This window comes from Helicobacter pylori (genome assembly GCF_003637685.1).
Classification (GTDB): domain Bacteria; phylum Campylobacterota; class Campylobacteria; order Campylobacterales; family Helicobacteraceae; genus Helicobacter; species Helicobacter pylori_CJ.
On the sequence record NZ_MVWW01000001.1, the window covers coordinates 284,891 to 309,731 of the forward strand.

Consider the following 24,841-nt stretch of genomic DNA (forward strand, 5'->3'; position numbering starts at 1 on the left):
AGCTAGAGTTAAAATGTTGCTAGCGTTTTATACCTCACTTATTCCCAAAAATGAGTTTAAGGCAAAACCTAAAAACCCCGTTTTTTTAAAATTAAAGAATGTTAAAGTTGGCTCTAGTGATCCATGCTTGATGAGAACAAAAATTAAAACAATATATCATTGTAAAATATAGCATTGTGTATAATTAGGGGTCATGCTTAGTCAAAACATGCAAGTAATTTAAAGTCAATTTAAGATGATTAGGCACAATAGCCGTAAAAAGTTTAAGGCTGTATTTGAAAACTCTATTTAGTATTTATCTCTTTTTATCGTTGAACCCACTCTTTTTAGAAGCTAATGAAATCACTTGGTCTAAATTCTTAGAAAATTTTAAAAACAAGAATGAAGACGACAAACCTGAACCCCTAATTGTTGATAAAAACAATGAAAAACAGCAAATCCTAGACAAAAACCAGCAAATCTTAAAAAGGGCTTTAGAAAAAAGCCTTAAATTTTTCTTTATTTTTGGATACAACTATTCGCAAGCCACTTTTTCAACCTCTAATCAAACCTTGACTCTTGTAGCTAATAGCATAGGGTTTAACACCGCTACGGGCTTGGAGCATTTTTTAAGAAACCACCCTAAAGTCGGTTTTAGAATCTTTAGCGTCTATAATTATTTCCATTCTGTTTCGCTCACTCAGCCTCAAACCTTAATGGTGCAAAATTATGGGGGCGCGTTAGATTTTTCTTGGATTTTTGTAGATAAAAATATTTATCGTTTTAGGAGTTATTTGGGTATCGCTTTAGAACAAGGGGTGTTGTTAGTGGATACGATTAAACCAGGTGCTATCACAACCATCATTCCCAGAACCAAGAAAACCTTTTTCCAAGCCCCTTTCCGTTTTGGTTTTATCGTGGATTTTATCGGCTATTTGTCCTTGCAATTAGGGATTGAAATGCCCTTGGTTAGGAATATTTTTTACACCTACAACAACCATCAAGAAAGATTCAAACCACGATTTAACGCTAATCTTTCTTTAATCGTTTCGTTTTAGCCTCCTTTTCCCCTTTTCAATAAGCCCATGATTTTCCTAGGGTATTTTAAAAGCATGGAAAAAGCATTCGCTTGAATGCCGTTTTCTTTACATGCTCTTATGTTTTCTTTATTCCTTAATAAAAGGCTTTTAAACCCATTCGCGCTAACCCCCCCGGTGCGCATGACGACTAACACTTCTTTCAAATAAGAAAAGCTTATTTTTTGCACCACAAACAAGCGGATGATCATCTCAAAATCCGCTGAAATCTTATAATCGGTTTTGTATAGCCCACAGCGTTCATAAATGGCTTTTTTGACAAAGAGCGTGGGGTGGGCTGGCACCACGCCATAAAGCAAGGTTTTAGGGTTAAACTCCCCGCTTTCATAATAACGGACCACTTTTTCTAAACGATCCGGTTTGACAAAAACCAGATCCGCATACACGCTATCGCAATTTTTGTTTTCAAACTCATGCACCACTTTTTCTATTACAAACTCATCTTTGTAAAAATCATCGCTATTCAATAGAGCGATAATATCCCCACTAGAGCGCCTTATGCCCTTATTCATAGCGTCATAAATGCCCTTATCTTTTTCGCTCACCACGCAAGCGATTTGATCTCTATATTTTTGAATGATTTCTAAAGTGCTATCCGCGCTAGATCCATCTATAATGATGTATTCAATGTTTTTATAAGTTTGATGAAGCACGGAAAGAATGGTGTCTTCAATGGTTTTTTCGCTATTAAAACACGCCGTGATCACAGAAACTTTTAGCAATCCAACCCTTTTTTGATAAACTCCCCCTGATTAAGTTTTAAACAAATTCACTTGTTTGTCTAAATTCATAGTCGTTCCACTCACATGCGTAGCGATGTTTAAAATATCTGAAGAATCCGCTAAAGTCTTAGAAGCCACTTTTTCCACTTCTATAAAATCGCTTACCATGGCTTCAATTTGGTGTCCGGATTTGGCGTAATCGTCCATGCTTTGATTGCTGTCTTGCACGACTGAGCTTAAATTAGAACTCATTTTTTTGTAAGTTTCTTGCACGCTTTTACTCATATCGCTCAAGCGTTCCATTTTTTGCGAATTGAGATTCATTTGCGAGCTTACGGCATTGATTTCTTGGACAATCACCATGATAGTGGAATTGATTTCAGCTAAAGACTTTTGAGTGCGCCCGGCTAAATTCCTAACTTCATCAGCCACCACCGCAAAGCCTCTGCCATGCTCACCGGCCCTTGCGGCTTCAATAGCAGCGTTTAGGGCTAAAAGATTGGTTTGATCGGCAATATCATTGATAATATCCAAAATGGATTTGGCATCATCAGCGTTACGGCTTAGTTGCTCCACTTTACTAGAGAGTTCCTCTTCAGTGTGCGTGCTCTCTATGATTTGAGAAAATAAATCCCCGATCGCATCCTTACTCTCTTTGACAAGCCCTTGCGTTTCAATCAAACGCTTCCTTAACCCTTGAGACTGCTCTATGGAAGTATTCATCATGCTCGCTACATCAGTGGCTTTATTTTTTACGGAATTTAGGGTGGTTGAGGAATTTTTCATGCTCTTTTGGGTTTCTTGCGCGATTTGGACCAATTTATCCATTGAAGTTTTATTGGAAGTGGAAATCCCTTTAATCTCTTCCATAATCAAGCGGGCATTTTCCACAAACAAATTGACCCCACGGCCCACTTGCGAGATTTCATCGTTGCGATCATCCACTTCAATTTTGGCCCTCAAATCCTTATCCCCATGGCTAAAAGCGTTGATTTTAAGGACTAATCCATCAATGCGTTTCACGATCCTCAATTTAGCGTACATGAGCGTCAAAACCACTAACGCTATCGTCGCTGTCAGTATCCAAAGGAATAATTTTGCGGTGTTTTCATTAAAAACCTTATTCACGCCCTCTTTAATCGTTTTATTTTCGGTGTTAATGTCAGTGTAATAAGAAGTCGCTGCGATCACCATTTGAGACACCTCATCATAATGCGAGTAGGCGAATTTTTTCTCCGGCACGCCCCCATCGTATTTGGGCATTTTGTAATAAGTATAGCCTCCCCCTTTTTTAGCCGCCTCCAAATACCCCCTAACATAATACACCCCATCAACGCTCTGAGCGTCAAGCCCTGATTGGCCCACGGTTTTAGGATTGACCGGATCAAACAGCACCACCCCGTTTTTATCCACCACCACCATATAAATCATGCCCTTATCGTCGTTGATGCGCTTGAAATAATCCAACGCCATTTTTCTTGCAGTAGCATTGTCAAAACTTTTGTAATACTCATGAATGCCCTGTTCAAGAAGCTTAGTCATGTAAGCGAGCGTTTTTTCACGCTTTTTGTATTGCCCGGTTTCTAAATGCTCCATGAGTTGCGCTGACACATCTTTTTGCATAACCTTTACAAAACCAATAAAAAGCCCCCCTAAAGAAATAAGTGCGGCTAGCACGACAAACATAATACGAGTCCCTAGCGAAGCAAATACTGAAGCAAACATCATTTATCTCCTATCCATCATTTTTAAGTCAAACCCTAATTTGAGAGTTTAGCTCCTAAATAACCCCCCCCCCGAAAAATGAGAGGCGCCCAATAAAATTAAAACCCAGTGGTTTGAAAACCGCTGAAAACAAAGAACAAACAAGCTAAAATTATAGAACACCCTTTTTTAAGTTAGGCTTAAAAATAAAATAATAAAAATAAAAAATCTTATTTAACTTCACTTTCCTTAATGGATTTGACATTCAAAGTTCTCCCGTCTTTTGAAGTGGGGATTTTGATGCTCCCCTCTTTGAATTTTTCTGCCAATTTTTCCAACAACGGGTTTTTAAAATCGTAGTGGATGATTTCCCAGTTATGTTCCAGTTCAGGGGTTACCTTCCCACCTTTTTTTTCAGTGATGTATTGGATGATTAAATCCCGTATTTGCCCATTATCTTGCAATGCATCGTAAGAATCATAATACCTATCAGCGTTTGTAACCAGCTTTAAAGTCGTGGATAATGTCCCGAATCGGTAATTGTTGATCGCTAATTGATACACCGCTTTAGGGTCAATGGGTTTGTTGTTGATTGTGGGATTAATGATTCTTTGCCCGGCAGGTTTGGTAACATCAACTTGGTATTTCACGCCAGAAAACATATCAAAGTTATAGCCACGAATGTTTTCATTAAAACTGATCGTCAAATCTCCCGGTTGCAACTGGTTGTAAAATCTATATGACCATTCCATGTATTTCAACAGGTTTTCACCCGTGATATGCACTCCAATGAGCGTATTAGCGAACTTGTAAATATAAGCGACATCTTTTCTTTTGAAAGGCCCTTTTTTCAAATTCGCCCCAAAATTGAATAAGGCTGCCGCTGAAACATCGGCTTTGGCGTAATATTTTTGCACTTTATTGATCAATTCTATCACCGGTGTTTCTTGCAAGGCGGCGGTTGGCATCGTGGTGATTTTTTCTTCTCCTGTGATAAAATCAGGCCTGTCAATAAAGGTTTTTGTCACTTCGCCAACCACTTCATTAGCGTATTCTTTTGATTTTTTATCCACATATTCGTATTTTTTCGCCAATTCTTCATCTTCTGGCACATCTTTTGTGGGTAAATTTTCAGTCGTTATAATTTTTTTCTTCGTTTGAGTGTCAAACACCACCACACCCTTTGCCAGATAAGCCCCATAGGCTCCAGGCTCAATGGTATGCACCTTTCCTATTTTGGTGTTATAAACCGCATGCTCATGCCCGGCAAAGATGATGTCAAATTGCGGGAATTTTTTCGCTAAATCCGGTATCCCATCGCCACCTTTCTCATCTTCTCTCCCCAAGTGAAAAGCGCCAATCAAAATATCATACTTCCCTTTTAACTCTTTCAAGGTCTTTTTTAACGCTTCTTCAGCGTCCAAAAACTCCAATCCTGCAAAATGTTCAGGCGTAGAGGCCTCCCAAGTTGGGACATGCGGCACCACATACCCCACAACCGCCACCCTCACGCCATCAATTTTTTTAATCACATAAGGTTTTACAAACGGCTTATTGTCCGCAATTTTGATAATATTCGCATTCACAACATCGCCATTAAACCCCTTAATATTCTTTTCTAAAAAATCTTTACTGAAGTTAAACTCGTGATTGCCAAGCACACGAATATTAAATTTCAAATCGTTTTCGGCTCTAACTAGCGGATGAACAGGTTCATCATTAAACAACTCCGCGCTATTGCCTTGCAACAAATCCCCGCTGTCAATCAAAACCACATTTTTATTCTCAGCCCTTTGCTTTTTGATTAAAGTCGCAATCCTTGTCAAGCCGTTATTGGATTTTTGCTCCCCCACCGCATAATCATACGAAAAAAGTCGCCCATGAATGTCTGAAGTTTCTAAAAACACTATTTTGACTTCTTTTGCAGATACTGAAAGTGTTAGCGTTAAAAAGATGAATAAAATTAACTTTCTCATTGAAATCCTTCCATAAAAAAATCTTCATAACATTATTTTTACATGAAACTAACGCTGATGCGATGATTTTGATTGGAATGTAACGCCTAAAACGGGTAAAATGGGTTAAGGGGGTAGGGGGAGTAAAATCATTCCCCCTTAATCAAACCCCCACTTCAGACCATTCAGCGCGTTTGTCTAAAAAAGCGCGTGCTAAATTCTGTGCGCCCTCTAAAGTGTGGTTAGCCGCCCAACCGCATTGCTTTTCATTGCTGGCAGGCACTTCTGTAGCCTTTAACACATCTTGCATTGTCTTTTCTAAAACCTCTAAAATCTCTGTGTAATTGTCATGGTTTAACACCGTGAGATAAAATCCCGTTTGGCAACCCATAGGCGACCAATCCACGACATAACTGGCATGGTTGCGGATAATTTCAGCGACTAAATGCTCTAAAGAGTGTAGGCTTGGCATGTCCATGTGATCTTTGTTGGGCTGCTTGAAGCGCACATCGTATTTGACAATCACATCCCCATTAACGCCCTTTTTGCGATCAGCTACACGCACATAAGGGGCTTTGACTTTGGTGTGATCCAAATTAAAACTCTCTACATTCATTTTTGGCGTTTTCATGTTTTTAACTCCTTTATAAATGGCAAATTTTAGCCTATTTTAGCGAACGCTTGCTCTAAATCTTCTAACAAATCCTGTTCATGCTCAATCCCCACAGACAAGCGCACCAAGCCATCCCTAATCCCTGCAGCTTCTCGTTGCACTTTAGGGATACACGCATGGGTCATAAATGCCGGAATCCCCACCAAACTTTCCACCCCGCCCAAACTCTCGCCTAAAATGAATAACTTAAGGCTTTCTACAAAAAGAGTCGCCTCACTGTCGTTTTTGAGAGTGAAAGAGAGCATCCCGCTAAAGCCACGCATTTGGGCTTTGGCTAGCTCGTAATTAGGGTGAGTGGGAAGGCCCGGGTAATAAACCCTTTCTACTTTAGGGTGTTTTTCTAAAAATTCAGCCACGCAAAGAGCGTTTTTTTGATGGGCCTCCATGCGTAATGCTAGCGTTTTCATCCCTCTTTGCAACAGCCAGCTGTCTTGAGGGCCTAAAACCCCACCGATAGCGTTTTGGAAAAAAGCGATCTCTTGGGCTAGCGCTTCATTATTGGTGGTTACAAGCCCAGCGACCACATCGCTATGCCCGCCTAAGTATTTTGTGCCGCTATGCACCACAATGTCCGCTCCCAAAAGAAGCGGGTTTTGGCAATAGGGGGTGGCAAAGGTGTTATCCACGATAGTGAGCAAACCATGATCTTTAGCGACACTAGCACATTGCGCTAAATCCGTGATTTTAAGCAAGGGGTTACTAGGGGTTTCTAAATAAAGGGCTTTAGTGTTTTGCTTGATAGCCTTTTTGATTTGGGATAGATCGCTAGTGTCTATAATGGTGCAAGAAAGCCCGTTTTTGACAAGCACTTTGTTAAACAAGCGGAAAGTCCCCCCATAAACATCATCGCCCAATAACACATGATCGCCTGATTGCAAGAGGGAAAAAACGGCGTGGATTCCAGCTAGTCCAGAAGCAAAAGCAAACCCCTTAACCCCCCCTTCTAAATCGGCGATGAGTTCTTCTAAAGCAAAGCGCGTGGGGTTGCCTGAGCGAGAATATTCATAGCCCTTGTGGCGGCCTATGGCGTCTTGGCGGTAGGTGGAAGTTTGATAAATAGGAACGCTCACCGCCCCCGTTGTCGCGTCCTCACTAATGCCCCCATGGATTAATTTAGTTTGCATGCGCATGGTTTTTCCTTTTTTATTGAATTTTTATAAATAAATACCTTTAGAAAGATAACGATCGGCAACATCCGGGAAAATGGTTAAAACCTGGCTGCCTTCGGGGAGGCGTTGCACTTCTTTCAAGGCTGCCGCAAAAGCTGCCCCGCTAGAGCTACCCACTAATAAGCCGTTTTTCTTGGCCAACTTCCTAGTGTAGCTAAAACCCTCTTCATCTGAAATCGTTTCAAAGCCATCAATATCCAAGTTTGCGAAAAAAGGAGGGATGAACTCCACGCCAATGCCCTCAATCTCATGAGGTCCAGGCTCTCCCCCGTTCAAAATAGAACCCTCCGGCTCCACCCCAATCAAGCGGATATTAGGGATGCGTTCTTTCAAATACCTAGCTGTGCCAGCAAAAGTGCCACCACTCCCTATCCCGGCTACAAAGCTCGTAAGGTTTGTGCCTAACTCTTGGACAATCTCAGGGGCTAGGGTGTGGTAGTAAGCGGCAGGATTATCAGGGTTTTCAAATTGCAAGGGCAAATAGCTATCAGGGATACTTTCGGCTAACTCTTTACTTTTTTTAATGGCACCAGAAATCCCTTGACTAGTAGGCGTGTTGATTACTAAAGCCCCCAAAGCTCTCATGATTTGCTGTTTTTCTGTGCTGAATTTTTCCGGGACAACAAAGATGGTTTTGAGATGGTGCTTGATTGCCACTAAGGCTAGAGCGATGCCGGTATTGCCTGCGGTAGGCTCAATGATGGTCGTTGTGGAAGTGATTTTGTGCGTTCTAAACGCTTCTTTTATGAGGTATTGGCCTAAGCGGTCTTTAACGCTCCCTCCCGGGTTTAGATGCTCTAGTTTGGCGTAAATGGCGGACTTTAATGGAATGGGGTAATCCTTTCTGGTGAATTTAAAAATGGGAGTGTGGCCTATGGCGTCTTGCATTGCGGTAAGGATCATTATTCCTCCTAATAATAAAAATAACGATAACTCAATTTTAGCGATTATGCCTAAACTCATTAAATGGAGTAAAATTAAGGATAAAATTTGAGCTTATTAAGATCGATCAAGGAGCTTTCAATGAAAATAATAAAATGGAACGAAGAGCAAAGAAAAGCGTTTCAGGACTTGTTAAGAGAGTTTGTAGCGCTAATAGACGCTAAAGCACAAGAAGGGAGACAAACGGGCAAAACCCCAAAGATACCAAAGTGGGCTTCATGCCAAAACGGGCTGAACAAGTTTTTAGCACCATGGGGCTATGCGTGTAAAATCAGTCTTGGCTCTTGGGACTTATCCTATAAGCCATCCATCACCTTTTGCCGTCAGGATATTTTAGGGGAAGGGTTTGTCAATGGTGAAAAACCAACCCCAACAAAAGGTTTTTATATTTGGTTTGCTTACTATTGGTGCAACGATTTAGAAAAAATTGATCTTTGCATAGGTCGATCCAGAGAGAAAGATGGGGAAAAAGAGTGTCAAAAATGCCCAGCGTATGATAAGATCATTGATCCTAATGGAGACACATACTACCAAGAGTTCTATAACAATTTAGAAGCCGATCTTGAAAGCATTACCGACTATTTTTTACACCTTGTTAATGAATTTAATCAAATCCCCACTGCGTATTTTGAGTTAGAGCCATCTAGCGCAAGCCATTAAGAAATAACCCCATACCAAAAAGAGCTCTCTCATAAGGGATTTTCCTAAAATCTACCAACGCTTTTTAAAATAAGTTTTGAAAAGCTATCGCTTGATTAAAACCAAGCTTTGATATTTGGATTAAAAAACGCTTTGAGTGTTTTTTAGATTTTGTAATCAATATTCAGTTGATGAAAAAAAGCAAGCAAGTTTTGATCAAAACCGCTCGCTTGAAAGAAGTTTTAAAAGCGTTTTTACTCCACTTCCGCATCAATCACATCATCGTCTTTTTTCTTAGGCTGCTCGGCGTTGTTTTTATTCGCCATGGCTTCGCCTAATTTTTGAGCCGCTTGCACTAACGCTTTGGTTTTGTCTTCAAGCTCCGCTTTAGTAGCGTTATCGTTTTTGATGCAATCTTTAAGGGCGTTAATGGCGTTTTGGATCTCATTAGCGTCGTTTTCATTCAAATTCGCTTTATGCTCATCAAGGCTCTTTTGGGTCTGGTGCGCCAAACTATCGGCATGGTTTCTCGCTTCAATCACTTCTTTTTTCCTAGCGTCTTCTTCTTTGTGCAATTCAGCGTCTTTAACCATTTTTTCAATCTCGCTATCAGACAACCCGCTAGAACCAGAAATTTTAATCTCTTGGCTTTTGCCGGTATTTTTATCTTGCGCTGAAACGGTTAAAATCCCATTAGCGTCAATATCAAAGGTTACTTCAATTTGCGGCACGCCTCTTGGAGCTGGAGCGATGCCTTGCAAATCAAATTTACCCAAAGATTTATTATCCCTTGCCAATTCCCTTTCGCCTTGTAAAACCATAATGGACACAGCGGGCTGATTGTCTTCAGCGGTTGAGAACACTTGAGATTTTTTCGCAGGAATAGTCGTGCCTCTATCAATCACTTTAGTCATCACGCCCCCTAAAGTTTCAATCCCAAGGCTTAAAGGCGTAACGTCTAATAAAAGCACATCTTTCACATCGCCTTTTAACACGCCCCCTTGAATGCTCGCGCCCACCGCTACGACCTCATCAGGATTGACGCTTTTATTCAAATCTTTATTAATAAACGCTTTCACCCTTTCTTGGACTTTAGGGATACGAGTAGAGCCGCCCACCATCACCACTTCTGAAATCTCATTTTTGGTTAGCCCTGCGTCTTTGATCACGCTTTCAATTTTAGAAATCGTTTCTTCCATGAGATCTTCTGTCAAGCTTTCAAATTTAGCCCTAGTGAGTTTTTTAACCAAGTGTTTAGGCCCGGTAGCGTCCGCTGTGATAAAGGGCAAATTGATTTCAGTCTCCATCGCAGAGCTTAATTCTTTTTTAGCGTTTTCAGCCGCTTCTTTCAGGCGTTGCAACGCCATCACATCGTTTTTGATTTCAATGCCCGTTTCGCTTTTAAATTCAGCCGCTAAGAAATCAATCACACGGTTGTCAAAATCATCGCCCCCTAAAAACGCATCGCCCCCTGTGGCTAAAACTTCCACGACATTATCGCCTGTTTCTAACACGGTAACATCAAAAGTCCCCCCACCCAAATCATAAACCATGATTTTTTCGCTCTCTTTTTTATCCAAGCCGTAAGCTAACGCCGCGCTAGTAGGCTCATTGATGATCCTTAAAACGTTAAGCCCTGCAATCGTGCCGGCTTCTTTAGTCGCTTTCCTTTGGCTGTCGTTAAAATAAGCAGGAACGGTGATAACCGCTTCGCTAACGCTTTCGCCTAAATAACTTTCAGCGTCTTCTTTGAGCTTCATTAAAATTTTGGCTGAAATCTCTTGAGGGGTATAAACTTTACCCGAAATCTCAATCGCGCAAGCCCCATTCCTATCCACAATCTTATAAGGCAAGCGTTTTTCAGCTTCTTTAGCCTTATCTTCATTGAACATCAAGCCCATGATTCTTTTAATAGAATAAATGGTTTTTTCTGGGTTAGTTACCGCTTGTCTTTTGGCACTCTCGCCCACTAAAATCTCGCCCTTATCCGTAAAAGCCACAATAGAAGGAGTGGTGTTTTTACCCTCTTTATTCGCAATAATCTTCGCTTCATTGCCTTCATAAACCGCCATTGCGGAGTTGGTTGTCCCTAAATCAATTCCAATAACTTTTCCCATGCGTTATCCTTTCTTATTAAAATAAATGTTTTAATCGTTTTTAGCAATGCTCACCATTGCCGGCCTCAAAACCCTACCCTTATACTTGTAACCCTGTTGCAAAACCTGCACGATTTTCCCGTTTTCTTTTTCCTCGCTTTTGACTTGCATGATCGCATTGTGGAAATGGGGATCAAATTCTTCTAAGCATTCAATCCCCTCAATGCCATGCCTTGCCAAAACTTCATGCAATTTTTCCATCGTAAGCTCCAAGCCTTTGGTTAAAGCGCTCTCTTTATCCACTTCTACAGCGCTCTTATGAGCCCCAAGAAGCGCATCAATCACCGGCAATAGATCCAATGCGATTTTTTCATACGCATACTCTAATGCCATGCTCTTGTCTCTTTCTAAGCGCTTTTTCACGTTTTCAAAATCCGCATGCGCTCTTAAATATTTTTCGCGCATTTCTTGGTATTTAAGCTCAAAATCTTCCTTGATCTCGCCTTCTTTTTCGCTCGTTTCTTGTTTTTCTTCACATTGTTGTTCTTTGCAAGCGCAAGAATTTTCGCAAGACTCTAGCTCTTTTGGGCTTAAATGATCGTGTTCTTGGTTGTGTTTATCTTTCATTATTCCTCCTTAATGGTTTGAAAAAACCCTTCATAATCGCATTCCAATTTCCCCACACAAAGCAGTTGCATCCGCTCGTTTTGAAATTCTATAGGGCGTGTTACCAGCATGCAATCAGGCTCTATAAAATGCAACCCCTTTTTAAAACGCTCCAAAACCTTACCCTCTAAAATGTCAAAAAATAAAGGGCTGTTTAAAAGCGTTTTTAACCCCATCAGATTAAAGCGCATGATTTGTGTGTTGGAATACTCCAAACGCTCTAATTGTCTGGCCAAACTCAACGCATTGACAGAAGCAGCGATTAAGCGCACTTCTTTAACGCTCCTGCCCACAAGTTCTAATAAAAACTTCTCCATTTTAACGCTGTAACCCACCGCGCAAGAAAACGCCAAAAAATCCAAAATCAAAAAGCGTTTTTCGCATTCAATGACTCTTTCTAAACGCTCCAAACTGGGTTTTTTTAACAGCGTAAAAAGCCCGAAATTTTCACTCGCGCTTTTTAAGCGTTTTTCATTCACCTTTAAAACTTCAAAGCGCAACGACTTGTGCCAATAGTTTTCAAACGCCTTAAAAGTAGGCAATCTAGCGCCGCTAGAATGGGCTTGATGGAGCATGCCTTCTTTAGAAAGGATTTGAAAATAATTCCTAATCGTCGCGCAAGATATTTTCAAGTTTGCCAACTCTTTCAAGCGTTTAGAGCTAATGGGTTCTAAAATCTGCAGATAGGTTTTAACAAACGCATCTAACAAACTCTCTTTTTTATTCAAATCAGAACCTACTTTAATTCTTCTTAACATCATTATTTGAAAAATCTCGTCAATCACCATTCTTGATGAAAGAACCCTCGCATTATAGCGCAAAAAGTTAATAATCTATCACTTGTTTTAAAAAAGTGATAAAAATTACCCGATTTTTCTTTAAAGTTTAGTCTATATCACTAAATTTATTTACTGGCATTAAATTAGGATTTTTTATAGAGTTGATTTAATTTAGATCTGTTGGGCAACTAATACCTTTTATTAAAAAAACTTGTTATCATGCTAAACATGAACACACACACAAGAGGCATTGACAGCGGGCTGATTCGTTCGCTCCAAAGCATTTCATTATCCATGTTTAGAAAGGGTTTTTTTGGGCTTTATCAAGGCTCCATTTCGGCGCGCATTGGCACCAATCAATTTGTGATCAATAAAAGAAACGCTGTTTTTGATCAATTGAATGAAAACACCTTACTGGTCTTGCATGACAAGATAGATTACCGCTGGAAAGAAGCGAGCTTGGATTCGCCCATCCATGCAAGCGTGTATAGAGAGTTTTTGGACGCTAAATTCATCGCTTACGCGCGCCCTCCTTATAGTTTGGCGTATTCCTTGCGCCACAACCGATTGCTCCCTAGGGATTATTTAGGGTATCGTTCTTTGGGCGAAGAAGTAACGATTTTTAACCCCAAAGATTATGACAGCTGGCAAGAAAGAGCGGATACAGAAATTTTACGCCAGTTGCAAGAGAGCAAAAAATATTTTGTTTTCATTAAGGGGTGTGGGATTTTTGCCTACCACAGAGAGCTTTCTAAACTCATGGAAGTTTTTGATTTGATTGAAAACTCATGCAAGGTTTTACGATTGGGCGATTTAATGGATTGTTGCTATAATGATGATCCACGATTGAGCGTGTAAAAAGCTAAAAAGGATAAAACATGACCATCAACACCCATTACACCCCTAACTTCACGCAGCTCCAAACCTTAAACAATATCAATAATGACGCAACCATAAAGGACAGGAATCAAGTAGAGCAGGATTTACAACAAAGCAGTATTCAAGATGGTTTCAGCCAAAATAATACGCAAAACGCCCCTGATTTTGACCGACTACAAGCTTTAAACGCTATCAATAACGACGGCGAGATTAAAGATAAATCCCAAGTTGAAAAAAGCCTTATTGATGGCGAAAATACCCCTGAAATTTATTCCAGCCTAGACACATACGCTTAAAAGGTTGGGTTTTACCATTCTTTCAAAGCCATTTTAATCGCTTCTATCACGCAATCCATCCCACCCGCTAAACTAAAAAGCCAGTATTTGTGCGCGTAAATGTATTCTAATTGCTTAGCCCTTAATCCGTCTTCATTATTCGTTTTTTTACACACGATTTCAGCGATATGCAATTCCTGGTGGAAAATGTAAGATTGTATCGCATCCATAAAATACGAATTGAATCGCTTGTCGTCAAAAAGCTCTTTAATGTTATCAATTTCAGCGCTCAAATGTTCTAATTCTGTAAAATCCAACTCTTCTAATTTTTTCTCTTCATGAAGCTTTTCCACTTTTTCTAAAAACTCTGCCACCTTTAAAAACACTTCTTCAACTTGAGTTTTTTTCTCCTTGGCGTATGCGATCATCTCTTCGCATTTTTGTTTGGCGATCTTTAAATTTTTAGCTTGTTCTAATTGGGTAGGATAGTTTAGATTGATAGGAGGCTTTGGCTTGGATTTGTCTATTTTTTCGCACACTTCTTTAAAAGGCATTTCTTTAGTCCCTTTAATCCTAGCCCCCCCTTCAGTAGCGTTAATGACTTCTAGTTTATAGGGCGTGTTGAAAATATCTTTTTCAAAAAATTCTAAGAAAAGTTTCCACACTAAAGTGGTTTCTACTTCCCCATTACCCCCATATTTTTCTATAAAGATCTTGTCTTTATCTTTTTTAGGCTTGATCTCTTTATCGCCATAAATCGCCCCACTGGCATGGCTGTTACCGCTTTGTGAAAAGCTCAAATCTTGCCCGATAAACACGCACCTTTTGAAACGAGAATGCACCACTAATTCATACGCCATGTTCGCTGCGCTCATGCCTATGCCCACATAACCATACTGGTGCAAATCAAAAAGATTGGTATAGCCAAAGGGGCGGAAACTGAATTGCTTAACCCCCTTTTTAATCGCTTGAATCAATCGTTTATGCACAATGGAAGTCAAAGCAAAAATAACGCCTTCTTGAAAATCTAAGGGGGTTTCTTCATAGAATTTCGCCGTTAAATCCACCCTTTCTAAAGACAGCACAATATCCGGCTTGATGCCGGCTCTGGCTAAAATAGGGAAAGAAGCGTCTATGCAAAAAAGCGTCGCATAAGGAGCGATTTCTTTTAAAAGGGGGAGTTGCTTGTTCAAACTGGGCCCGGTTGAAACGATAATAGCGGTGTCTCTGTTTTTTAAAGCGTTCACAAAATCCACTAAACTAGGGCTTTTGATGACTTCAGGCAAATTAGCGGCATGCTGTTTGATGCCTATGAGCGCGTCTTTAGCGTCATTGCCTACGCTAATAGCGCCATGCTCTAAAGCGCGCGTGAAATGCTGGTTGATTTCTATCATTTGATGGGAGTATCGTTCATAATAAGCGTTAAAAAGTTTTAAATCATACATTCTTGCGTATAAACGAGATTTTTTATCCATATCAAATAAGGAAGCGATCATGTTGTAATTGCAAAAATCCGCATGCAATACAATCAAACGATTTTCTAAAATCTCAGTGGAAAAATCCAAAAGATTCAGCACAATGAAAATAATTTCTATTTCAGGCTCAATGACCACCAAGCGTTTTAAATTGCCATTACCTAAAAGCAAGCGATAAAACACCCCATTACCCAAGCCAAAATAATACAAATAAGGATAAAGCATGTGAATTTCGCTATTTTTGTATAGCTCTAAGCTTGAATCTAGCGGGCTTTTTTCAAATAAGGGCGTGTTTGTTTCTTTATCTAAGAGGTTGAAATTCGCGCTATCATTCCCCAAAAACACTTCGTATTTTTTGTTTTCTTTAATGGCTTTGAGCTTTGCGAACAAAAGAGGGTCTTTTTTGAAAAGAGCTTGTAAGTTTTTTTGATAAATATCCATTATTTTAACTTATAAAAATAACTTATAAAAAAGGCTAACGCCCCTTTGAATCAAGGGCTGTTATTGTAAAAGCCTTAAGACATTTTGTTGCACCGCATTCGCTTGCGCCATAGCAAAACTCCCGCTTTGCGCCAAAATATTGTATTTAGAAAAGTTCGCGCTCTCTTCAGCAAAATCCACATCTCTGATTTGAGATTCAGCCGCTTTAACATTCACTTGGGTTACAGAAATATTATTAATGGTGGTAACCAATTCCATTTGCACCGAACCCATATCCGATCGGATCTTGTCTAATTGCGTGCGCGCAGAATCTGCCATATCCATCACAATCATCGCCCCTTTAAGGCTTGTTACCCCAGCCCCTATACCTTGAGAATTGGTTTCCGCTTGCGCGCCATTAGCGTTCGCTCCGGCTGCTGAAGCCACATTCGCATCAAAGATGCCCCTAACCGCTCTCAAATTCACGGTGTATTCTGCCACCCCTTGAGCGGAATGAAAGCCCACATGGCTGAAATTCACACCGCTCACAATAATATCTCTAGCGTCGGTCCTAGTCAAGGTTAAGCGCCCAATCACCGCATGTTGTGTCCCAGAAATCCCTGCAAAATTCCCTCCCCCAAAAACCTGACCGCTCGCACTCGCTGCATGCACTGAAATCGCGCGCCCATCAATGGAGTGCAAATTAATACGCCCTTGAATATCCAAGCTCGCTTCCACGCCGGTGCGATCTTTGACGGAGTTAATAGCGTTAGTCAACCTCCCGTCAGCGTCGTTTTTATGCACATCATTCACGGTCCCAATTTCTACGCCATTAATGGTGAGCTCTCTTACGGTTCCTGATTGTACGGGAGTGCCGCCGGTGGCCATGACATTATAAGACGCCCTAACGCCTAAGGTGTTAGAAAAGCGGTTGATGATTTCGCTTAACGCTCCAATCCCAGTGCCAGCGCTTGTAGAAATGCGCACGGTTTCAATCTTGTAATCATTCACACCATTGACTTGTTTGAAATTCAAACCCACTTCAGTCAAGTTTTGCGCCGCTGCGCTAGCGAGCATGCCTGCACCGCTAAAAGAAGAGGTTTCCATGCGCACATGCCCAATCTTATCTGAGCTCGTTGAGCCAATAGACGCCTTAACCGTGGTGTTAGAATACGCGCCGATTTGAAATTCTTTGTTAGAAAAACTTCCTGAAAGCATTTGTTGGCCGTTAAAGCTTGTGGTGTTAGCGATGTTGTCTAGTTCTTCTAACAACCTTTGAATATCGCTTTGGAGCGCTCTTCGGCTTTCTAAAGTTTGCCCGTCTTGAGCGGCTTGAACGGCTTTGGTTTTAATGGTGTCTAAGATTTTGATTTGCTCATCCATCGCTTTATCAGCGGTTTGAACCATACCAATAGCGTCATTAGCGTTGCGGATCGCTTGACCCAAATTCGCGCTTTGACTCCTTAAGCTATCAGCGATCGCCATCCCACTAGAATCATCAGCGGCTTTATTGATCCTAAGCCCTGAGCTTAACTTTTCAAGCGAGCTTGAAAGGTCTCTGTTGTTCTGAACCCCTACCGCATGAGAAGTTAAAGCGGCGATATTGGTATTTATCCTAAAACTCATGTTTGCATCCTTTGCATAGATATTTGCTGTTAATCAAGCAAAGGGTGTTCCAACTCTTTGATTTTTAACGCTGTTATAGTTTTTATGGTTTGATGAATCGTTTAGTCAAAATTCTATGCTACAATCATTCATTAATAGGTATAAACATTCCATTAAAGGCGTTCAATGAAGCACCTTATTATCGTAGAATCCCCCGCAAAAGCCAAAACCATTAAAAATTTTTTGGATAAAAATTACGAAGTCATTGCCTCTAAAGGGCATGTTAGGGATTTATCCAAATTCGCTTTAGGCATTAAGATTGATGAAACAGGCTTCACCCCTAATTATGTCGTGGATAAAGACCACAAAGAGCTTGTCAAACAGATCATAGAGCTTTCTAAAAAGGCATCTATTACTTATATCGCTACCGATGAGGACAGAGAAGGGGAGGCGATAGGCTATCATGTGGCATGTTTGATTGGGGGGAAATTGGAGAGCTATCCTAGGATTGTTTTTCATGAGATCACGCAAAATGCGATTTTAAACGCTCTAAAAACCCCACGACAAATTGACATGTCTAAGGTCAATGCCCAACAAGCCAGGCGCTTTTTAGATCGGATCGTGGGTTTCAAGCTCAGCTCGTTGATTTCATCAAAAATCACTAAAGGTTTGAGCGCTGGGCGGGTGCAAAGCGCGGCTTTAAAGCTTGTGATTGATAGAGAAAGGGAAATCAAAGTCTTTAAGCCTTTAACCTACTTCACGCTAGACGCTTTGTTTGAGCCGCATTTAGAAGCGCAACTCATCAGCTATAAGGGTAACAAACTCAAAGCTCAAGAACTCATTGATGAAAAAAAAGCCCAAGAAATTAAAAACGAATTAGAAAAAGAAAGCTACACTATCTCTAGTATCGTTAAAAAATCTAAAAAATCCCCCACACCGCCCCCTTTCATGACTTCTACTTTACAGCAAAGCGCTTCCAGTCTTTTAGGCTTTTCGCCCACAAAAACCATGAGTATCGCTCAGAAATTATATGAAGGCGTAGCCACCCCACAAGGCGTTATGGGAGTGATCACTTACATGAGGACCGATAGCTTGAATATCGCTAAAGAAGCTTTAGAAGAAGCGAGGGCTAAGATTTTAAAAGACTATGGTAAAGACTACCTACCCCCTAAAGCCAAAGTCTATTCCAGCAAGAATAAAAACGCCCAAGAAGCCCATGAAGCGATCAGGCCCACTTCTATTATTTTAGAGCCAAACGCTTTAAAAGACTACCTTAAGTCTGAAGAATTAAAGCTCTATACTTTAATTTACAAACGCTTTTTAGCTTCTCAAATGCAAGACGCTCTTTTTGAAAGCCAAAGCGTGGTTGTGGCTTGCGAAAAAGGCGAGTTTAAAGCTAGTGGGAGAAAGCTCCTTTTTGATGGCTATTATAAAATTTTAGGCAATGACGATAAGGACAAATTGCTCCCCAATTTGAAAGAAAATGACCCCATTAAATTAGAAAAACTAGAGAGCAACGCCCATGTTACAGAGCCTCCAGCACGCTATTCAGAAGCGAGCTTGATTAAAGTTTTAGAAAGTTTAGGCATAGGCAGGCCCAGCACCTACGCCCCAACGATTTCCCTTTTACAAAACAGAGACTACATTAAGGTAGAAAAAAAGCAGATCAGCGCTTTAGAGAGCGCTTTTAAAGTGATAGAAATTTTAGAAAAGCATTTTGAAGAAATCGTGGATTCCAAATTCAGCGCTTCTTTAGAAGAAGAGCTAGACAATATCGCTCAAAATAAAGCCGACTACCAGCAAGTCTTAAAGGACTTTTACTACCCTTTTATGGATAAAATTGAAGCTGGGAAAAAGAATATTATCTCTCAAAAAGTGCATGAAAAAACCGGCCAATCATGCCCTAAATGCGGAGGGGAATTAGTCAAAAAGAATAGCCGTTATGGGGAATTTATCGCTTGCAACAATTACCCTAAATGCAAATATATCAAACAAACTGAAAACGCTAATGATGAAGCCACGCAAGAATTGTGCGAAAAATGCGGAGGGGAAATGGTGCAAAAATTCAGCAGAAACGGGGCGTTTTTGGCTTGCAACAACTACCCTGAATGCAAAAACACCAAATCGTTAAAAAACACCCCTAACGCAAAAGAAACAATAGAAGGCGTGAAATGCCCAGAATGTGGGGGGGATATTGCCTTAAAAAGGAGCAGGAAAGGCTCGTTTTATGGCTGTAACAATTACCCTAAATGCAATTTTTTATCCAACCATAAGCCCATTAATAAGCGTTGTGAGAAATGCCATTATTTGATGAGTGAAAGGATCTATCGCAAAAAAAAGGCGCGTGAATGCATCAAATGCAAAGAACGCGTGTTTTTAGAGGAAGATGATGGCTAAAGAAAATCCGCCTGTCGTTTTTGGTCCTGTTTTATCTAGGCGTTTTGGGAAGTCTTTGGGCGTGGATCTATCGCCCTCTAAAAAACAATGCAATTACAATTGCATTTATTGCGAGTTGGGTAAAGCCAAGCCCATTGAACGCATGGAAGAAGTGATCAAAGTGGAAACCTTGATTAACGCTATTCAAAACGCCCTAAACAACCTTGCTACCCCCATTGATGTTTTAACCATTACCGCTAATGGCGAACCCACGCTATACCCTCATTTATTAGAGCTTATCCAAAGCATCAAGCCTTTTTTAAAGGGCGTTAAAACTTTGATTTTAAGCAACGGCTCACTCTTTTATGAGCCAAAAGTCCAACAAGCCTTGAAGGAATTTGACATCGTTAAATTTTCTTTAGACGCTATTGATTTGAAAGCCTTTGAAAGAGTGGATAAACCTTATTCCAAAGACATTAACAAGATTTTAGAGGGGATTTCGCGCTTTTCTCAAATCTATCAGGGGCAATTGGTGGCTGAAGTGCTGTTAATCAAGGGCGTGAATGATAGCGTGAATAATTTAAAACTCATCGCTACCTTTTTAAAACAAATCAATATAGCCAGAGTGGATTTAAGCACCATAGACAGGCCCTCAAGCTTTAAAGCCCCTAAATTAAGCGAAGATGAATTATTGAAATATTCTTTATTTTTTGAAGGGCTTTGCGTGAGTTTGCCTAAACGATCCATTACTCAAGCTAAAAAATTGATTTCTTGCGGTATAGACGAATTGCTCGCTTTAATTTCCAGGCGCCCTTTAAGCGCAGAAGAAGCCCCCCTAATCTTAGAGCCTAGCACCTTTAAACATTTAGAAACTTTATTAAACCATAAGCAAATCACGATTAAAAAAGTCGGCTCTTTGGAGTTTTATTGCGCGTTTTAACCTCCATTGGTAACCCATAGTTTTACCTTACTTTAGGGAGCTTAAGCTTTTAAAAAGGTTCTCTTTTATTACCAAATAACGCCACAATACCATAAGAAATCAAAAGCCGACAGATAATTAAAAACTTGGTGTAATGTTTTTAATCCCTACATCCTTTTACTATAACCATAACCCGCTTTTTCTACTTTTTTCTCGGTATTAGCAACTACTTTTATTTCTTTACTAACATCAGCAAATATTTTTTGAACGAACAAAAGGCTTTGAGAGGTTGAAAGGTAGGCTTGTGGGTCTGGTTTTAAACTCCTCATTTCAAGCATTTTAGCTTGAGCTTTAGAGCGTATTTTTAGATTTTCTTTTTGCCATTCTTCTGTAGCGTTAAAATCTCTAGGATCTAGTTCTAAATAAGCGATAGAACTTGGTTTATAAAAATCCACTTGTTTAGCGATAGCTTTTTGTGAATAGGGCAGAGATTCTAGCTCTTTTTGCAAATAAGCTATAAGCTCTTGCGCTTTTGATCCTCTTTGAGAGCGGGGTTGTTTAGAGTTTGGAAAGTGTTTTGGCTGGATAGGGGTTTGATTGGTTTTTGTGGGTTTAGGGGTTTTGCATTCAGCTTCTATTTCTATAGCAATACCAGTAGTAATACCGGTCTTAATTCTTGCTTTTTTAATAAACAATTGGCCATGTTTTTCTTGGCAATTTTGTTCTGTTTCTTTAATGAAATCTTTCTGTGTATTAATTGTCTTTTGTTTTTCTTGTTCTGTCTTTTGTTTTTCTTGTTCTGTCTTTTGTTTTTCTTGTTCTGTCTTTTGTTTTTCTTGTTCTACTTTTATTTGACTATTGGCGAGTTCTATCCCACTCTTATTTGTCTTTTGCCTTTCTTGTTCTGTTTTCTGTCTTTGCTGTTCTAACTCTATCCCACTCTTATTTGTCTTTTGCCTTTCTTGTTCTGTTTTCTGTCTTTGCTGTTCTAACTCTATCCCACTCTTATTTGTCTTTTGCCTTTCTTGTTCTGTTTTCTGTCTTTGCTGTTCTAACTCTATCCCACTCTTATTTGTCTTTTGCCTTTCTTGTTCTGTTTTCTGTCTTTGCTGTTCTAACTCTATCCCACTCTTATTTGTCTTTTGCCTTTCTTGTTCTAACTCTATCCCACTCTTATTTGTCTTTTGTTTTTCTTGTTCTAACTCTATTTGTTTATCAATATCACCAGCGCTACAAGCGGCTAATAATAAACTTGCCGCTATTGTTAATCCTGAATATTTCCACCAATTGATTTTATTCTCTTTTTCAGCTTGTTTGGATTTATCTTGGACTTTATCGTCCAATTCTTTCGCTTTCTTGCACGCAACATGGGTTAACACTACTAATGCCGCCCTGCTTTTCTTGGGGTGTTTTTTTACAAGTTCTCTAACTCTCTTTGCGATCTTTGTAAAAAACCCACTAATTGATTCTGATCGTATTTGTAATGGTGCTCGCTTGTTTAAAATGAGTCTCTTTATTTGCCTTTGTGTCAGCTGTCTCTGTGTTTTTGCCAACTTTATTTGCTTTTTCTGTTTTTACTGATTTCATTACCAACCTTTTTTCAAAAAACAATCCCACTTTTCAAAATTATATCATGGAAACTAATACAAAAAACCCACTCAAGTTAAATTAACCCATTTATTATCAAGTTAAGCCATGCTCTTTCAATTCTTTTTCTAACTTGGCTACGGCGTTCCAAGTGGGGATCACGCTATCAGGGTTTAAAGAAATGGAAGTGATGCCCTCTTTGACTAAAAACTCTGTCACTTCAGGGTAATCGCTTGGGGCTTGCCCGCAAATCCCGCAATATTTGTTGTGCCTTTTACAAGCTTCAATCGCTTTTTTAAACATCTTTAGCATCGCTTCATTCCTTTCATCAAAGACATGGCTGACTAACTCGCTGTCTCTATCCACGCCTAAAGTGAGCTGGGTTAAATCGTTTGATCCAATAGAAAAGCCATCAAACAAGCTTAAGAAATCATCAGCCAAAATGACATTCACCGGCAATTCACACATGATATAAATTTCAAGCCCGTTTTTACCGGACTCTAAATTGTTTTTTCTTAAGATTTCTAGGACTTTTTTACCCTCTTCAATGGTGCGCAAAAAAGGGATCATCACTTTCATGTTCGTTAAGCCCATTTCTTCCCTTACTAGTGCTAAAGCTTCACACTCCCACGAAAACGCTTCATTATAGCTTTCTGAATAATACCGACTAGCCCCTCTATAACCAAGCATGGGGTTTTCTTCATTAGGCTCATAGCTAGAGCCGCCAAGCATGCGCATGTATTCATTGGATTTGAAATCGCTAGTCCTTACAATCACAGGTTTAGGATAAAACGCTGCGCTGATCATGCCAATGCCTTCAGCGATTTTTTTCACAAAAAAATCTTTAGGGTTAGCATAGCCTGCCATAAGGTTTTCAATTTCATTTTTTTCTTTCACGCTTTTTTTGTGGTGCAAATCCACTAAAGCTAAGGGGTGGGCTTTGATTTGATTTAAAATAATCATTTCCATTCTGGCCAGCCCTACGCCGTGATTAGGAAGCTGAGAAAAGCTGAAAGCTTTTTCAGGGTTTCCAATGTTAATGTAAATTTTTGTTTGAGTTTCTTGCATGTTAGAAAGCTCCACCCTTTCAATTTCATGCTCATAAATACCTGCATACACATAGCCCTCTTCGCCCTCAGCGCAAGAAACCGTGATTTCCATGCCGGTATAAAGGCTATCGGTTGCCCCGCTCACCCCAACAATGGCCGGCACACCAATTTCTCTAGCCACAATAGCGGCATGGCAAGTGCGCCCCCCACGATTGGTGATAACCGCGCTCGCTTTTTTCATGCAAGGCTCCCAATCTGGGTCGGTGTTATCCGTAACTAAAATTTCGCCCTCTTTAAAAGAATTCATGTGTTCCAAATCATTGATGATGCGCACTTTCCCTGATCCGATTTTACTCCCAATCGCTCTGCCTTGCAAGATAATCTCTTTTTTTTCGTTAGGGTTTTTGAATTTGAATTTTTCAAAGACTTGATTTTCTTCTTTACTTTTTTGGCTTTGAACGGTTTCTGGACGCGCTTGAACGATAAAGATTTCCCCGCTATCGCCATCTTTAGCCCATTCTATATCCATAGGGCGGTATTGTTTGGCTTCTTTAGAGTAATGTTTTTCAATTTCAATGGCGTATTTGGCTAAAATCAGCACGTCTTCATCGCTCAATGAAAAGGATTGCCATTCTTTTTTGGTGGTTTTAATGTTTCTAGTAGGGCGTTCGCTGCCTCTTGGGGCATAGACCATTTTTTGCGTTTTGTTGCCGAGTTGGCGTTTGATAATGGGGCGTTTGTTTTGCTCTAAAGTGGGCTTAAACACATAAAATTCATCAGGGTTTATCGTGCCGCCCACCACATTTTCGCCTAACCCCCATGCTGAAGTGATAAACACCGCGTCTTTAAAACCGGTTTCAGTGTCAATAGAAAACATCACGCCCGCGCTGCCTTTATCCGCTCGCACCATTTTTTGCACCCCCACACTCAGCGCGACTTTTAAATGATCAAACCCACGACTCGCTCTATAACTAATCGCTCTATCGGTAAAAAGCGACGCTAAACAGGATTTGATATAGTGGATCAATTCTGTTTTACCCTTAATGTTTAAATAAGTGTCTTGCTGCCCGGCAAAAGAAGCGTCCGGCAAATCTTCTGCAGTAGCGGAACTCCTTACAGCCACATCGGCTTCTTTCATGTTGTATTGCTGGCTTAAAATTTCATAAGCTTGAAAAATCTCATCCCTCAAATCGCTAGGAAAAGGCGTGCCAAAAATAAGCTCTCTGATTTGTTTGGAGCGGATTTTTAACACATCAATTTCGGTGGCGTCAACATTTTCTAAAAGCTCTATGATTTTTTGTTTAGCCCCCCCTTGCTCTAAAAGATACCAATACGCTTCGCTGGTGATCGCAAAGCCATCAGGCACTTTAATGCCAATTGGCACTAATTCTTGAAACATCTCGCCAATGCTAGCGTTCTTGCCCCCAACCAGATTCACATTCTTATTGTTCAACTCTTTGAAAAACTTGATATATCGCACAAAACTCCCTTAAAATGATCATTAAGTCTCTTAAAACAAAAATCTAATAATGATAGCATGATAGAGCTTTAGTTTTAGCCAGTTTGTATTCTAAGCTTTCTAATAAGGGGTTGGTTTATGATTTTATTGTATAATGGGAGATTAGTTAGGTATTTTTGAATAGAAAGGGTAGTTTTGTATAGGCGGTTGCTATTGAATTTGCTTTGTATGGTGTTTTTACAAGCGTGTTTAAAGCCTATGAGCGACCCTAAAGCTGAGAAAGTGGATTCGCAAGTGCAATGCGGGTTTGGCTCAAAAGATTGCTAAAAGCATTGAAAAAAATATTGAAAAAGTATTGAAGAAAGGAAACATAAGT

21 protein-coding genes are annotated in these 24,841 nt (G+C 40.1%); 7 read left to right on the forward strand and 14 right to left on the reverse strand.

The annotated features are described in order from the left end of the window. Window positions 1–275: 275 nt before the first annotated feature. Window positions 276–1,037 (forward strand): outer membrane beta-barrel protein, encoded by a 762-nt coding sequence (locus tag EAL44_RS01400; RefSeq protein ID WP_121073897.1) that lies wholly within the window; start codon window positions 276–278, stop codon window positions 1,035–1,037. Here EAL44_RS01400 and EAL44_RS01405 read toward each other — a convergent pair. The 6 genes from EAL44_RS01405 to EAL44_RS01430 all read right to left on the reverse strand — a co-directional run bounded on the left by EAL44_RS01405 (window position 1,034) and on the right by EAL44_RS01430 (window position 8,202). After that, entirely contained in the window at window positions 1,034–1,798 is a 765-nt protein-coding gene (locus EAL44_RS01405; protein WP_121073900.1) for a glycosyltransferase family 2 protein, read from the reverse strand. The genes EAL44_RS01400 and EAL44_RS01405 overlap by 4 nt on opposite strands. 30 nt (window positions 1,799–1,828) lie before the next feature. Further along, a complete protein-coding gene (gene tlpB / locus EAL44_RS01410) occupies window positions 1,829–3,526 on the reverse strand; it encodes a methyl-accepting chemotaxis protein TlpB (RefSeq protein WP_121073903.1) in 1,698 nt (565 codons plus the stop codon). Window positions 3,527–3,732: 206 nt separating this feature from the next. Further along, window positions 3,733–5,478 carry a bifunctional metallophosphatase/5'-nucleotidase gene (locus tag EAL44_RS01415; RefSeq protein ID WP_121073906.1) on the reverse strand — a complete coding sequence of 582 codons (1,746 nt, stop codon included), beginning with the start codon at window positions 5,476–5,478 and terminating at the stop codon, window positions 3,733–3,735. Window positions 5,479–5,620: 142 nt separating this feature from the next. Continuing rightward, window positions 5,621–6,088: an S-ribosylhomocysteine lyase gene (locus tag EAL44_RS01420; RefSeq protein ID WP_162970311.1), complete on the reverse strand. Its 468-nt coding sequence runs from the start codon at window positions 6,086–6,088 to the stop codon at window positions 5,621–5,623. A gap of 29 nt (window positions 6,089–6,117) precedes the next feature. Then, window positions 6,118–7,260 carry a cystathionine gamma-synthase gene (locus tag EAL44_RS01425; RefSeq protein ID WP_121073909.1) on the reverse strand — a complete coding sequence of 381 codons (1,143 nt, stop codon included), beginning with the start codon at window positions 7,258–7,260 and terminating at the stop codon, window positions 6,118–6,120. A gap of 24 nt (window positions 7,261–7,284) precedes the next feature. Beyond that, window positions 7,285–8,202 carry an O-acetylserine-dependent cystathionine beta-synthase gene (locus tag EAL44_RS01430; protein WP_162970312.1) on the reverse strand — a complete coding sequence of 306 codons (918 nt, stop codon included), beginning with the start codon at window positions 8,200–8,202 and terminating at the stop codon, window positions 7,285–7,287. Window positions 8,203–8,322: 120 nt separating this feature from the next. On the opposite strand from EAL44_RS01430, the gene EAL44_RS01435 reads away from it, so the two are divergent. Next, a complete protein-coding gene (locus EAL44_RS01435; RefSeq protein ID WP_121073912.1) occupies window positions 8,323–8,901 on the forward strand; it encodes a hypothetical protein in 579 nt (192 codons plus the stop codon). A 233-nt stretch (window positions 8,902–9,134) separates the two neighbouring features. On the opposite strand, the gene dnaK is transcribed toward EAL44_RS01435, so the two are convergent. The 3 genes from dnaK to EAL44_RS01450 are packed head-to-tail and all read right to left on the reverse strand — an operon-like array spanning window position 9,135 to window position 12,430. Beyond that, on the reverse strand, window positions 9,135–10,997 hold the full coding sequence (dnaK, locus tag EAL44_RS01440) for a molecular chaperone DnaK (protein WP_121073915.1): 1,863 nt from the start codon (window positions 10,995–10,997) through the stop codon (window positions 9,135–9,137). Between the two features lie 30 nt (window positions 10,998–11,027). Beyond that, window positions 11,028–11,603: a nucleotide exchange factor GrpE gene (gene grpE, locus EAL44_RS01445; protein WP_121073918.1), complete on the reverse strand. Its 576-nt coding sequence runs from the start codon at window positions 11,601–11,603 to the stop codon at window positions 11,028–11,030. Beyond that, window positions 11,603–12,430: an HrcA family transcriptional regulator gene (locus EAL44_RS01450; RefSeq protein WP_121073921.1), complete on the reverse strand. Its 828-nt coding sequence runs from the start codon at window positions 12,428–12,430 to the stop codon at window positions 11,603–11,605. The genes grpE and EAL44_RS01450 overlap by 1 nt, the downstream gene beginning before the upstream one ends. A 210-nt stretch (window positions 12,431–12,640) precedes the next feature. Here EAL44_RS01450 and EAL44_RS01455 point away from each other — a divergent pair, with 210 nt between their 5' ends. Both EAL44_RS01455 and EAL44_RS01460 read left to right on the forward strand, forming a co-directional pair. Then, window positions 12,641–13,279 carry a class II aldolase and adducin N-terminal domain-containing protein gene (locus tag EAL44_RS01455; RefSeq protein ID WP_121073924.1) on the forward strand — a complete coding sequence of 213 codons (639 nt, stop codon included), beginning with the start codon at window positions 12,641–12,643 and terminating at the stop codon, window positions 13,277–13,279. A gap of 20 nt (window positions 13,280–13,299) precedes the next feature. Next, window positions 13,300–13,596, forward strand: coding sequence for a hypothetical protein (locus EAL44_RS01460; protein ID WP_078245758.1), 297 nt, complete (start codon window positions 13,300–13,302; stop codon window positions 13,594–13,596). Window positions 13,597–13,607: 11 nt separating this feature from the next. Here EAL44_RS01460 and EAL44_RS01465 read toward each other — a convergent pair whose 3' ends face one another. Together EAL44_RS01465 and EAL44_RS01470 are read right to left on the reverse strand one after the other, a co-directional pair. Beyond that, window positions 13,608–15,491 (reverse strand): motility associated factor glycosyltransferase family protein, encoded by a 1,884-nt coding sequence (locus tag EAL44_RS01465; protein ID WP_162970313.1) that lies wholly within the window; start codon window positions 15,489–15,491, stop codon window positions 13,608–13,610. 60 nt (window positions 15,492–15,551) lie between these two features. Beyond that, on the reverse strand, window positions 15,552–17,096 hold the full coding sequence (locus EAL44_RS01470) for a flagellin B (protein WP_000010011.1): 1,545 nt from the start codon (window positions 17,094–17,096) through the stop codon (window positions 15,552–15,554). Window positions 17,097–17,261: 165 nt separating this feature from the next. Between EAL44_RS01470 and topA the strand changes: the two genes are divergently transcribed. Together topA and EAL44_RS01480 are read left to right on the forward strand one after the other, a co-directional pair. Further along, window positions 17,262–19,472 carry a type I DNA topoisomerase gene (gene topA, locus EAL44_RS01475; RefSeq protein ID WP_121073930.1) on the forward strand — a complete coding sequence of 737 codons (2,211 nt, stop codon included), beginning with the start codon at window positions 17,262–17,264 and terminating at the stop codon, window positions 19,470–19,472. Beyond that, a complete protein-coding gene (locus EAL44_RS01480; protein ID WP_121073933.1) occupies window positions 19,465–20,391 on the forward strand; it encodes a radical SAM protein in 927 nt (308 codons plus the stop codon). The genes topA and EAL44_RS01480 overlap by 8 nt, the downstream gene beginning before the upstream one ends. Window positions 20,392–20,537: 146 nt before the next feature. Here EAL44_RS01480 and EAL44_RS01485 read toward each other — a convergent pair whose 3' ends face one another. The 3 genes from EAL44_RS01485 to ppsA form a co-directional block, all read right to left on the reverse strand. Next, window positions 20,538–21,887, reverse strand: a complete 1,350-nt coding sequence (locus EAL44_RS01485) for a DUF874 family protein (RefSeq protein WP_240448868.1) — start codon at window positions 21,885–21,887, stop codon at window positions 20,538–20,540. Further along, complete coding sequence (locus EAL44_RS07930; RefSeq protein WP_240448860.1) at window positions 21,829–21,957, reverse strand: DUF874 family protein; 129 nt, start codon at window positions 21,955–21,957, stop codon at window positions 21,829–21,831. The genes EAL44_RS01485 and EAL44_RS07930 overlap by 59 nt, the downstream gene beginning before the upstream one ends. A gap of 96 nt (window positions 21,958–22,053) precedes the next feature. Continuing rightward, window positions 22,054–24,486, reverse strand: a complete 2,433-nt coding sequence (ppsA, locus tag EAL44_RS01490; protein WP_121073940.1) for a pyruvate, water dikinase — start codon at window positions 24,484–24,486, stop codon at window positions 22,054–22,056. Window positions 24,487–24,660: 174 nt separating this feature from the next. Here ppsA and EAL44_RS08060 point away from each other — a divergent pair, with 174 nt between their 5' ends. Continuing rightward, window positions 24,661–24,792 (forward strand): hypothetical protein, encoded by a 132-nt coding sequence (locus EAL44_RS08060; protein ID WP_001892720.1) that lies wholly within the window; start codon window positions 24,661–24,663, stop codon window positions 24,790–24,792. Window positions 24,793–24,841 lie beyond the last annotated feature (49 nt).